Below are 12,481 nucleotides of genomic sequence, written 5' to 3' on the forward strand. Positions count from 1 at the left end.
CACCATCGTGCACCCCGCCAAAGCGATCCTGTGCGAGAACATGAATCATAGCCGATTCCGTCGCAGCAATACCGCTGCGACCAGTGGAATCTGGCGTCGGACCACTTGTGGGTAATTGAAAGCGGTTGTACACCCGGCGCAATAACGGACCCATTCAGAGGGATCGCGCAAGCGGCAGGCAGCAAAGAGCGTGATCGTTTTAGGTTAGTGATGTACATACGCTCATCTTGCTCGACCACAACGGTCCGTCTGCTAACGGTCCAGTCCAAGGTCTGCAGAATGGGAAAGCTGCCGGTCCGCACCTGGGAACGCAAAATTGGCGGCTGAATGTCTTAGAAGGGTCGGTTTTTCCGAGCGTTTAACTCCGCGTTGTGGATCTCTCTCCGAAAGCCAATGTCGATATGATTCGCTTAGCGCCGTGTGGCAACCAGACGGCGCAGGTTTTCGATGTACATTCCGATGTTGGTTCGAGACATCTCCTTCAGCGATTCCGCCTCCTCCGGCATGAAGGGCTGGAACCGGGTTCGGATCACGAATATGCAGGCGTAAGAACCGGCGGGCGTCACCTTAATGTGACCGCTGTAGTCGGCCCAATTCAGCGGCCCGTAGTCGACCATGTCGTAGGCGATGGTGCGTTCCGCCTCATCCAGCAGGGTCAGCCGCTCGACAGCGGCTCCCCCACCCATACGATCGGCAAGGTGGTAGGTCCGCAGCGCGCCGAGCCCGGCGCCTTTCACCTCCACGCGGTCGACATAGCCGCCGGTCAGGCGATCGTTGCCGAAATCGCCCACCTCAGACCATACGCGCTGCGCCGAGGCTTCGATGCGGGTGGCCACTTCCACAAGTTCCATGACGGGGCGCTCCTCAGCGGATCCACTCGGCGCCGGGGTGCGCGCGAGGGTATTTGGACAGATAATCGACGAACGTGCCCAACGCCCTGTCGCTGCGTGTGAACATGCCGCGCGTGAAGCGGATGGAGTTCAAGATCTCTACATCCTGTCCCACGACGTCGATTTCCAGCTTCTGCGCGAAATCGAGCGTTTCCCGCACACGGGCGTCGTCCTCGGGCGTGCCGTCGGACTTGCGCGTCGCGATCACCACATAACTGCGCAAGGTGCCCGGGCGATGGATACCGCAAGGGTAGAGGAAAGCGAACCACTGTCCATTCACGCTGCCGCGCTGGTAGAAGATGTTCGATCCCAGGATTCCCACCTCGTACTCCAGCTGCGCGCCCGTCTCGCGAAACGTGCCGGTGAGGTGATAGTCGTATCCGAAATCGTGCCAGCGCATGTCGCCGCTCGGATCGGCCTTGTCGAGATCGATGCCGTGGACGCAGGTGATATGGTTGAAATCCGAGGTGTTGCACATAAACACCCAGGGATCGGCCAGGAGATCGATAATCGGGATCTCCTCGTGGAAGGTCAGTTCCTCGTCGGGCAGCCCCATGTCGGGCAAGTCGAACAGCGGCTCCTCGCCGTTGAACGCCCAGATGAGGCCGAACCGCTCCAGCACCGGGTAGCGAAACACCTTCATGCCGCTGGTGATCCTGTCATTGTTGCCGGTACGCAGGCATTTGCCCGATGTGTCGAACTGCCAGTGATGGAATGCGCAGACAAGCGCCTCGCCTTCCACCCGGCCGACCGAAAGGTCCGCTCCATTGTGCGGGCAATAGGCGCTGACGACGTTCGCCTCGCCGCTCTGCGTGCGGTAGACGACGACGCGACCGTCGAGGAAATTGCGACCCAGCGTCTTGCCCGGCTCCACGTCGGTGGACCGGCACAGTGGAAACCAGGTCTGGGTGAACAGTCCGTCCTGCCCTTCGTATGTCACGCCCCTGCCATTACGGCGGCGGTCGATGAGGTGTTCGGCGGCGATGTCACCGTTGAACAGGCGTTCGAGGTCGGTGGTGGTGCTGGTCATGGCATTCTCTCTCGTCAGAACGAATAGCTGGCCGTCACGCCGTAGCGGCGCGGCTGCCCGCGATATCGGATGTCGTTGGCGCCGGCGGAGAACCCCCGCGCGAAGAACTCCTCGGTGTATTTCGCGTTGAAGAGGTTGGAGGCGTAGGCGGCAAGCGACCAGGCCCCGACATCGTAGGTCAGCCGCGCGTTGACGAGGTCCACCCGGTCCTGCCGGTCGGCATTGTCGATGTGCCAGTAGTTGCCGCTCTTTCCCGAATAGTCGACGCGGCCGGTAAGGCGCGCGGATCCCAGTTCGAGCGATCCTTGCGCGTAGAGCGTGTAGGACCAGCGGTAAGTGAGCGGCACGCGGTTGCCCTTGTAGGTTTCGGTGCCGTCGAAATCCTTGATCGTCGCATCGATCCAGCCCAGCGCCGCGCCGAACTGGACGAGGCGCGTCGGCTTGGCCTGCGCCTCCGCCTCGATCCCGTAGATGTCGGTCTTGGCGATATTGACGATACCCTGATCGGCCACGTTGAGCAGGAAGACCTGCTGGTCCTTGTAGCGCATGTAGAACGCCGCGGCGTTCAGCGTCAGCACGTTGCCGAGGAGCGTGTTCTTGCTGCCCAATTCCAGCGTGTCGGCCACTTCGGGACGGTAAAGTTCCGGGAAGGAGCCGGTCGGCGGGTTGAAGCCGCCCGAGCGGAAGCCGCGCGCGGCAGTCGCGTAGACCATGTGATCGGGCGTCATCGCGTACTTGATCGAGGCCTTGGGCTGCCACTCGTCGAACGTGGCCTCGCGCTGCGGTCCGGGCGTCAGGCGATTGGTCTGGGTGCGCTCGTCATGATCGTAGCGCAGCGCAAGGGTCAGTTCGAGCTGGTCGGTCAGGTCATAGTTCAACTGGCCATAGACCGCCTTGGTCAGGATATCCTCAGTCGAACGGGCCGAGGGTAGTTCCAGATAGTCCTGTGGCGGCAGGCCGATCGCGGTGGGATCGGGAGAGAGCAGCACCACCGTATCGATCCTGCGGCGCGCATCGAGCAGGTACGCACCCGCCGTCCAGCGCAGCGCCTGCGCGGAAGGCGAAGCGAGGCGGATTTCCTGCGAGAAGCTCTCGTACTCGCGGAGTTGGGAAGCACCGAGAATGGAGAGCGGGGTCCAGTCCAGATCCTCGATGAGATCGATCTTGGTGCGATTGATCGCTGTTACCGAAGTCAGCGTAAGGGGATCGAAACGATAGTCGGCCTTCAGCGAGACATCGGTGATCCGGCGCGGGCTCTTGCCGAGGAAATCGTTCTGGATCGGCGTCCTCGTGTCGTTCGGATGGCCGTCCGCCAGCGGGATATACCACGAAGCGCCGCCGTCGAGGTGGCCGTATGCGCCCTTGAGATCGAAGGTCAGACGGTCGGTGGGCGTCAGCAGCAGGCGTCCGCGAACGTTGGTGTCCTCGACGAAGTCCACCTTGCGATCGAGCGTCACATTATGGAGCACGCCTTCGAACTTGCGGTAGTCCGCCGCCACGCGGAACAGCAGCAGATCGGGCACCAGCGCGCCGCTGAGCGAGCCGAACAGGCGACGATCGTCGCCGTTGGCATAATCCAGCACGGCCTTGCCTTCGAGTTCGTTGGTAGGCTTGCGGGTCACGATGTTGATGGCGCCGCCGATGGCATTGCGTCCGTAGAGAGCGCCCTGCGGGCCCTTGAGCACTTCGATCTGGTCGAGATCGAACAGCGTCTGCTTGATGCTGTCGGTCGAGGTCATCTGCACGCCGTCGACCACCAGCGCCACCGGCGCCTCGCCGTTGCGGACCTGGCCGATGCCGCGAATGTTGATGGCGACGGTCCCGGCGTCCTGCGCGTCCACCAGCGAGAGATTGGGGACGAGCGTCGTCACATCGTCGATCGAGCGGATGCCGGCATCCCTGATCGCCGCTGCGGAGAAGACCGACACGGCGTCTGGCACCTGCTGCACGTTCTCGGCGCGCTGGCGGGCGGTGACGACGATCTCGCCGCCGGGTTCTTCCTGTGCCTGAACCGGCATCGCCATCAGCGCGGCTGCCAGTGAAAGCGGCGTGATGCAGGCGAACACGCGCTGCCGGTGCGACCTGTGTGTCATGTGTGCTAGCCCCCTGAGCCTTTTGTTGTGAGGTCAGGCTAGGCAGCGGATCGGCACAGGGTAAATCAGGAGAAAAGGTGGAGGCGGGCCTGTAACGCGCCGGAAGGCTGCGATCAGATCAGCCGCAGGTTGCGCGCGGCCTGGATCGCGCGGGAACGGGTCGCCACGTCGAGCTTGCGATAGATGTTGATCCGGTGCGTCTTGATCGTGCTTTCCGCGACGCCGAGACTGCGCGCGATCTCCTTGCTGGAAAGGCCGTCCGCCAGCGCACGCAACACGTCCACCTCGCGCGGCGTGATGATGACATCGCCCGCCGCCGGAGGTATCGCGGCGCTCCGCTGGGGGCCGCCGCGCGTGCTGCGGTGAAGGCGCGAGACGACCGCGCGCTGCGCAGGCTCGAAGAGGTTCAGCGCTTCCTCGCAAGCCCCCAGCGCCACCGGCAGGAGCGCGCCGAACTGCGAGATGACGCCGATCAGGTCTTCGCTCTCGGTCAGTTCCAGCGCCTGTCGGAATGCGCGCGCTGCCTCGGTCACGCGCCGCCGCCGCGCATAAGCGGCCGCAAGAAGGACGAGCGCTTCGACCTCCAGCGCCATGGAGCCCACTTCCGCCACGATCTGCGACAGTTTCTCCGGTGCGGCGGGATCGCAGGTTCCGCGCTGAAGCGCGAGACAGAGCGTGGCAACGGCATGTTCGCAGGGCAGACGGGCATCGCGCTGCGCCATCTCTGCCGCCGGCGGCCCGATCTCGCGCAGCAAGTCCTGTGCAAGATCCAAGCGGTTGGAGCTGAGCAGGATTCGGACGCGTAGCAAGGACAGCTGGTACTGCAGCCGCACGAGACCGCGCCGGGCCGCGGTGTCACGTCCCTGCTGCAGCACCCGCTCCGCCAGCGCGAAGTTGCCGGTGCGGATCGCGATCCAACCTTGCGTTGCATAGCCGGCGAAGAAGACCTCGTGCCACCCTTCTCCCTGCTCGATCAGCGGCAGGGTGGTTTCGAGCAGGTCCGTCGCGTTCGACAGGTCGCCTGCGAGGTAGCGCGTGTGCGCCAGCAGGACGATCGCGACCGCAACCTGAACGCTGCCCTCTCCGAAATTGCGCCGGGCGAGTTCAAGACCGCGCCGGAAGAACAGCTCCGCCTCGCGCCGGTGCCCCGCGCGCATTTGCGCAAGACCCAGGTACTGATGCGCATAGACCTCGATCAGCGGCAGGTTATGGACACGCGCCAGCTTGCGCGCGCTGTCGGCCTCGACCCGGCACCATGCCATGTCGCCACGGTCGAAATGGGCAAGGCAGGTGAGGTGGCGGATCAGCACGCCGAGCACCGGATCGGCGGAGGGCGCGTCCAGCCGGCGCCGCAGGAAGGCGACGTGGCCATCGGGGATCGGCCTGTCCTCGTAGATGTGGGTGACGAGATCGTTGCACACGATCTGCACCGCAAGTCCGGGATCGGCCTGCTCCACCTCGTCAAGCGGGCGTACCGCCATCAACCGGTCGAGCAGCGCCCGCGCCGTGGCAAGCCTTCCCTCCTGCGCGGCCAGGTAGGCACGGCCCAGGGTGACGCGGGGATAAGTCTCGGCGCATACCACGCCTTCCGCATCGAGGTGCCGCAGCAAGGCCGAGCCGCCACGGAGCGCCACCTGCCAGCCTCCCGCTGTCTCCATGATCCGCAGCGCCGCATTCCGGTCCGCCATGCGCGCAGCATGGTTCAGCGCCTCGGAGAGCAGGTTCTGCCCGGCCAGCCAGGTCGCCGCGCTCAAGTGCAGTTCGTCGCGCCGCTCGCCGTGAAGGACGTCGAGCCGGTCGCTCAGGAACTCCCGCAGGAGCGGATGGACGCGCAGCCAAGTCCCCTCTTCGTCGAGCGAAGTCACCAGGGTATTCCGCCTGCGCAATCCATCGAGCAGTGCAGCGCTATCCTCCCGCCCGGTGATCGCCGTGCCGAGGCCCGCGCAGATCCGCTCCGCGACGGAGGTTTCCAGCAGGAACGCCTGAACATCCGGGGAAAGGTCCGCGAACACCTGTTCGGCAAGATAGTCCGCAAGGTCGGACGAACGGCGCGTGAGGTGCGTCAATGCCTCCACCCGGTCGCGGCCCTCCAGCCACAGGCGCAGCAATTGCAATGCGGCAGGCCATCCCTGCGTGCGGGCGATGACCTCCGCGCTGTCGACCTTTTCGGCCTCGCCGCCCAATACCGCCAGCATCTCGGCATCGGTGAAACGGATGTCGTCCTGTTCCAGGTGGAGGAGTTGCCCGCGTACCCTGAGCCGCGCCAGCGCGATGCCAGGCGTCCCGCGCAGCGCCAGCACGATCGCCGCATGGTCGGGCATCCGTTCGATCACGTAATCGAGGAACCCGTCGAGCGTGGGCGAGGCAATGCGGTGATAGTCATCGACGATGAGCCGCACCGGCTCCTCGCTCGCTTCCAGCGCTACGACCACCGCGCGCGCCGCCGCGTCCACCGCCAGGCCCGGCAGGCCCGCTGCGATGGCATCGGCGGAGTAGGGAAGCGGCAAGCCGGCACGGTGCAGCGCAGCCATGACATAGGCGAAGAACTGGTCCGCCTCGAACCGGGAATCATCGGCACTGTACCATGCGACCGCCACGTCGCCCTCGCGCCAGCGCGCGTGGCACTGGCTGAGCAGCGTGGTCTTTCCGTACCCGGCGGGCGCGCTCAGCACGGTCACGCGCCGGGTATCGGACGTGATCCGCTCCACCAGTGCATCGCGGCGGGCCGCATCGGTCATTCTGTTGGGTGGAGACAGTTTGGTGCCGATCAACATGGCCCCACTATGGCAGTCCACCGCCACTGTGCCATCCACCTTATTGATGGATGGCGCAAAAGTGCGGGGCCTGCCACCCCTCGCCGCCTTCACTATTCCTTCTGGGGGACATGCCTGATGAGCGGAACCATCTTGTTCGTGCTGACCGCGCACGAGGATCTCGGCGATACCGGGGCCAAGACGGGCGTCTGGCTGGAAGAGCTTGCTGCCCCCTATCGCGAGATCGAGGACGCCGGCTTTCGCATCCTGTTCGCGACGCCCGGTGGCCTGCCTGCGCCGCTCGATCCTGCCAGCCTTGCCGAGCCGTGGCTCCTTCCGGCGGGCAGCTGGTTTCTCGGCAATGCGGAGGCGATGCAGGCAATCGCCGCCCCTCTCGACGTCGCTGCGGTCGATGTGGAGCGGATCGATGCGATCTACCTCGTCGGCGGCACCGGGACACTGTGGGACTTTCCGGGGTGCCTCGCATTGGGGGCCCTAGCATCATCCCTGCTCGCCGCCGGGAAGCCTGTCGCCGCCATCTGCCATGGCGTGGTCGGTCTCCTCAACGCCCGGGACGCCAGCGACGATCCGCTGGTCGCAGGGCGCGAGCTGACCGCTTTCAGCAATGCCGAGGAGACCATGCTCGCATACGACAAGATCGTCCCCCTGCTGGCGGAGACCGCATTGCGGGAACAGGGAGCACTTTATCGTGCGGCGGCGCCCTTCGAGCCCCTCGTGGTAAAGGACGGCCTGCTGTTGACTGGGCAGAACCCGGCAAGCGCTACACCGCTGGCCAAAGCTCTTGTTGATGCCCTCATCTGATACGTTACTCCAGTAGCAGTGATGCCTGATTCCGGCGTGAGCCTACATCGCGCTACCGGTAATCGGACGACCTGAGTGAGGCGACACCTGTCGTAATTGCAGACCGTCCGCAGCTGGGCATCCGATTTTGGCCTCTGAACGGCAACAATGGGTCGAGGGCAGCAAGGGCGATTACGCGCTCATTTCGGCCCTAGAAGGGCGAGACAACATCTCCTCTAGGCGGCCGTTCGGGGCAACCAAGTCTGGGCGCCATTTATTGGCTAAACCTACCACCGGGACCACAATCAGCGCAGTCGAGACCTGCGCGGCATTTCGCGCGGTCGTTCTCGCACCCTCAGGTAATCCATTCTGGGCGCGACGGCGCACGACACTCCCATAGCCCCGGAACTGCCAGGCAACGATGACAGACATCCGCGCCGCGGTTTCACCGAACGAAACCGAAGATCGGGTTTGCTGTTAAAAAACGGGGCTCCTAAGAAAATCCGCTGCGAATCTGCTCTGGAACGCTCGGCCGCTCCGGCGGTTGGCTCCTCTATGTCCGGAAAGAAACGCCCACGTACCGACTTGTTTTTCACCCAATCGGAACGAGTGCCGTTTTCAGCCTGCCCGTCGTATCGCCAAGCTCGCTCATGGCGATAAGGCCGCGCATCGCCGGGCGCGAACATGCCCGCGCTGTCACATCTCCTATCTCCAGGGCTTTTTTGAAGAAAGTGGAACCGCTTTTCGCGGGCAACGAGATTTTCGGCGGGCCGATGCTGCTGGCAACGTTCGTCGCGCTTGCCTTGAGCAGTTCACCTCTCGCGTCGGGCTGGGAGGATTTCTGGGGCCTACCGCTGGAGCTCAGTCTGGGCGCGCATTCCGTTTCCCACTCGCTGGCGCAGTGGATCGACCACGCGCTCCTGCCTCTGTTCTTCGTCATCATCGGCACGGACATGAAACGCGAAATTGTCACGGGCGAACTCTCGCGCTGGCGTTCGGCCGCTTTTCCGCTGCTGGGGGCCATCGGAGGAATGATGGTGCCGGTAGGCCTCTTCCTCGCGATTGCCGGCCAGGGTCCGGAAGCGGCGGGATGGGGAACGGTTGTCGTCACCGACACCGCGTTCGGCCTCGCCCTGCTAGCAATCTTCTCCGAGCGGTTTCCGCCCGGTCTCCGCGCCCTGCTGCTGGCGTTTGCCGCCATTGACGACGTCGGCGGACTGCTGGTCATCGCCGGCGCCTATACCCGGCAGATCGAAGTCGTCGGGCTTGTCGTGGCGGCAGTCTCGTTCGGCATCATGCTGCTGCTGCGCAAGCTGCGCTGGTTTTCCTCTTTCCCTTACGTGTTGCTGTCGATAGCAACCTGGGCCGGGATATTCGCATCCGGCATTCATGCCACGATTGCCGGCGTCGTCATCGGTTTCGTCGCACCTGTCCGCCCGAGACTGGACAAGGGTGCCTTTTCACGCGGGGTGCAACGCAAGGTCGATGATTTCCAGGATGCCTACCGGCAGCTGCGCCAGGCCGATGGCGACGATCGCACAGGCCGCGCTGCCCATCATGAGGTTGAGGCGCACCTCGGATACCTCGACGAGATGACGGCGGCTACCGAAGTCACCGGCGATCGTCTCGTCGGGCTCCTGACCCCCTGGGTCAGCTATTTCGTCCTGCCGCTGTTTGTACTGAGCAATGTCCATGTGGCTATCACCCCTGATGCTCTTGCCGACGCAGTAGCATCGCCCCTCGCCCCGGCGGTCGTCGCCGCTCTGGTTCTTGGCAAACCGATCGGCTTTCTGATTGCTTCGTGGCTTGGAACCCAGACCGGAATTGCCCGTCTGCCGAGCGGCGTGACATGGCGCATGGTTCTCGCAATGAGCAGCCTTGCCGGTATCGGTTTCACGATATCCCTGTTCATAGCCGACCTGGCATTTGCAGACAGCAGATTGGTCGAGCAGGCATCCCTCGGGACGTTGGCCGCGTCGGCAGTGGCTGGTCTTGCAGGCTATGTCTTCCTTCGGTTTGTAGGTGATCGCCCGAAGACGTGAGCCGTAACCAAGGGCGTTGGAATCGCCGCTACCGTCGATCTTCGACCCGCGGTCGTCGATCGTGGAGGCCGCGTCCTCTCGCCGATCCAAACTGTTGCAGACGAGCTAGCATCACTGGGCTGGGCAGCGAGCTAATCTATTCGCTGATCAGCGCCACGATGGCGCGTGAACCGCAGCCCGCCCTCGCAGATTTCAACCCCAAGGGCAATGACCAAAGTGAAGGGTCCTACGCTCCGCCTAAAATCCAGATAGCTGCGTCGCTCATGAATGAAATTTCGGCAAAAGTCGAATGGGGAACTGTCTTTGCTAAAACCGACGCTCAATGAATTACGTATTGCTTCCCAGCGGGAAAGCGCAGTGTCCGCACCCCGGAAGAGATTGGGTGGCTTAACGGCTGAGGGTCGCGAATGAGTACAAGTCGCTAACCAGGATTAGGGCACCTTAAGTGCGAACGATATGAGTATGACCCCTCGCCTCCAACGGCGCAGATAACTGAAATGACACGCGGCGCCGATCGTGCAGATCAGCCCTGCGTCCTGCCTGGACGGCTGGCCGCATTCTCAGGGCTGTCCGACCGGACGCTCATCCGCCCCCGAATTGGGCGCCGGCTCAGGAAGCTGCTCATACGCAGGCGCTGCTTCTGCCATTCGCACCTCGCGCGTCACCTGTTCTGCCGATCGGGCAGCGGTCTCGGCCGAGTCCCCCGGCGCCGGCGGTTCGGCAGTGTAGCTGGTGGTCATAACTCCGGCCAGCTCATCAACGGGGTATTCGACATAGTCATAGCGATCCAACGGCAGCGCATAGTCATTGTACGACAAATCGCGATGGTCCTGCTCAAAATCGTGCGGCAGCGAGGCAGAATTGAAAAGCCACGTCGGCGCCACGTTGTCAGCGAGGGCATCGCTCTCGATCTCCTGCGAGCCGCCATCGTAAGTGACATCGCCCTTCCAGCCATAGCGGTCGCGCCAGGTGTCCTCGACTGAGCTGACTTGCGTGGGTACGGTGGTCGCGGCGATCAGTCCGAGTCCGGTCGCGCCCGCGACGCCAATGATCAGTGCGCCTGTAATGAAAGGGGGCGATCTCATCTCTCATTTCCCATCGACGCAGTGATGCAGGGGAAACGCGGCGAAACGCCTGGGCGTTCCTCATTCTCGTCAGTTTCCACGGAGGTGCAATTCTAGCGGCTGACAACCTGGCGGAGTAGAGCGATGCTTCCCATCTCCGCCCGCTCGTCGCTCCACCCACCACGAAGTGGAAGACGATCTATTGTCGGTTGCGGCGGTGGATAGAGGCTGGGGTCTGGAAGGCGGCGTCGGTCACGTTGGCCGGAACCATGGCTGACAGTGTTCACTTCGGCCTCTATAGCTCAATCGTTTGCGCTCATGTCTCGGCAGCGGGCGGAAAACGGGACTCATCAGCGAACTTCTGGCTACTCGCGGGTGCCGAGTTTGCCAGTGAGCTTTGCGGTCCGGTTGACGCGCGCTGCTGGAACGCGGGTTGCCTCCATGCATTTCGGATGCGTTGGGAGAAAGACATGGCATACAGCGATAAAATGACGGCGCTTGCCCGGCTCGGTTTCGCTGCTCGCGGGCTCGTTTACATCTTGATTGGATGGCTTGCGCTCAACGCATCGCGGACAGGGGCAGAACCGAGCGACAACCAGGGCGCGCTCGGCAGCCTCAGCGAAAAGCCACTGGGCCATGTCATGCTGGCGATTTGCGCGGTCGGTTTTGCAGGGTATGCCTTTTGGAGAATTGCAGAAGGTATCCTCGACCCCGAGGGTCGCGGCAGTACCATGAAAGGCAAAATGGAGCGCATCTCCTATCTCATCAGCGGAGCTGTTCACATCTCGCTCTGCCTCGTAGCGGGAAAACTTGCTCTACAGCAGACATCTGGAAGACAGGGTAGTCCGGGGGACGAGACCGCGCAAAGTTGGGCGGCGTGGGGACTCGACATGCCTGGCGGTCTGGCACTGTTGATCGGAGTAGGTATCGTTTTGTTTATTGTCGCCGCTGCGCAGGCGCACAAAGCATATCAGGCGAGTTTTGATGAACTGGGCGCAGATGTGCCAGCTCCGGCTTATGTGAAGTGGATCGGCAGGTTCGGATACGGCTCGCGCGCTGTGGTTTTTGCCGTGGTCGGTTGGCTTTTGATTGCCGCTGCGATTTATCATGATCCCGCCCGGGCTGGCGGTTTAGGGGACGCATTGAAAGAACTTCGCGCGCAACCAAAAGGCGTGGCAGTTCTATCGATAATTGGTGTTGGGCTAATGCTGTTCGGCGTCTTCAGTCTCGTTGAAGCCCGTTTTCGGCGCATTACCGTTCCGAAGGTACAAAGTCCCTTGCAGCTTTGAACATCGCCGGATCATATCGCTCGTAGTCTCGAAATCAACTCTACCGGCTAGACCACATGACCTGCTCCCCGAAAGGTCCCTCATTCTGATGTAGAGTCTGCCCACGAGGAAGGAGCAGACGCATGAGGAAGAGCCGTTTCACCGAGGCGCAGATCATCGGGATGATCAAGGAACAGGAGGCAGGGCTTGCAACGGTCGAGGTTTGCCGGAAGCACGGCCTGAGCACGGCGACCTTTTACAAGCTGAAGGCGAAGTACGGCGGCATGGAGGTTTCCGATGCCCATCGGTTGCGGCAGTTGGAGGACGAGAACGGCAAGCTGAAGCGGCTCCTGGCCGACAGCATGCTGGACAACGCGATCCTGAAAGACCTGCTGGGAAAAGGCTGACGACGCCAGGCCAGCGGCGCGACGTGGCGCTCGGTGTGATGCGGGACTACCAAGTCTCACAGCGTCGGGCCTGCGTGCTGATTGGCGTCGATCCCAAGACGGTCAGGCGCGAACGCCCGCCGGACCACGGAGC

8 protein-coding genes and 1 pseudogene are annotated in these 12,481 nt (G+C 63.0%); 4 read left to right on the top strand and 5 right to left on the bottom strand.

What is annotated here, in order from left to right; all coding sequences use genetic code 11:
• Positions 1 to 410: 410 nt before the first annotated feature.
• The 4 genes from A8V01_RS24220 to A8V01_RS24235 form a co-directional block, all read right to left on the bottom strand.
• Positions 411 to 851: an SRPBCC family protein gene (locus A8V01_RS24220; protein WP_103098831.1), complete on the bottom strand. Its 441-nt coding sequence runs from the start codon at positions 849 to 851 to the stop codon at positions 411 to 413.
• A gap of 13 nt (positions 852 to 864) precedes the next feature.
• Positions 865 to 1,920, bottom strand: coding sequence for a Rieske 2Fe-2S domain-containing protein (locus A8V01_RS24225; RefSeq protein WP_103098832.1), 1,056 nt, complete (start codon positions 1,918 to 1,920; stop codon positions 865 to 867).
• Between the two features lie 14 nt (positions 1,921 to 1,934).
• On the bottom strand, positions 1,935 to 4,013 hold the full coding sequence (locus A8V01_RS24230; protein ID WP_103098833.1) for a TonB-dependent receptor: 2,079 nt from the start codon (positions 4,011 to 4,013) through the stop codon (positions 1,935 to 1,937).
• A 113-nt stretch (positions 4,014 to 4,126) separates the two neighbouring features.
• Entirely contained in the window at positions 4,127 to 6,787 is a 2,661-nt protein-coding gene (locus tag A8V01_RS24235; protein ID WP_103098834.1) for a winged helix-turn-helix domain-containing protein, read from the bottom strand.
• A 117-nt stretch (positions 6,788 to 6,904) separates the two neighbouring features.
• On the opposite strand from A8V01_RS24235, the gene A8V01_RS24240 reads away from it, so the two are divergent.
• Both A8V01_RS24240 and nhaA read left to right on the top strand, forming a co-directional pair.
• Complete coding sequence (locus A8V01_RS24240; RefSeq protein ID WP_103098835.1) at positions 6,905 to 7,588, top strand: type 1 glutamine amidotransferase domain-containing protein; 684 nt, start codon at positions 6,905 to 6,907, stop codon at positions 7,586 to 7,588.
• Between the two features lie 710 nt (positions 7,589 to 8,298).
• Positions 8,299 to 9,609, top strand: coding sequence for a Na+/H+ antiporter NhaA (nhaA, locus tag A8V01_RS24245; RefSeq protein WP_245892803.1), 1,311 nt, complete (start codon positions 8,299 to 8,301; stop codon positions 9,607 to 9,609).
• Between the two features lie 560 nt (positions 9,610 to 10,169).
• Here nhaA and A8V01_RS24250 read toward each other — a convergent pair.
• The gene (locus A8V01_RS24250) at positions 10,170 to 10,694 is read right to left on the bottom strand and encodes a hypothetical protein (protein WP_103098837.1); all 525 of its coding nucleotides are present in this window, start codon (positions 10,692 to 10,694) and stop codon (positions 10,170 to 10,172) included.
• Positions 10,695 to 11,143: 449 nt separating this feature from the next.
• On the opposite strand from A8V01_RS24250, the gene A8V01_RS24255 reads away from it, so the two are divergent.
• Together A8V01_RS24255 and A8V01_RS24260 are read left to right on the top strand one after the other, a co-directional pair.
• Complete coding sequence (locus tag A8V01_RS24255; protein WP_170066049.1) at positions 11,144 to 11,962, top strand: DUF1206 domain-containing protein; 819 nt, start codon at positions 11,144 to 11,146, stop codon at positions 11,960 to 11,962.
• 122 nt (positions 11,963 to 12,084) lie between these two features.
• Positions 12,085 to 12,481 (top strand): annotated as a pseudogene (locus A8V01_RS24260) (transposase); the annotation flags it as partial.

This window comes from Novosphingobium guangzhouense, assembly GCF_002896965.1.
In the GTDB taxonomy this organism is placed as follows: domain Bacteria; phylum Pseudomonadota; class Alphaproteobacteria; order Sphingomonadales; family Sphingomonadaceae; genus Novosphingobium; species Novosphingobium guangzhouense.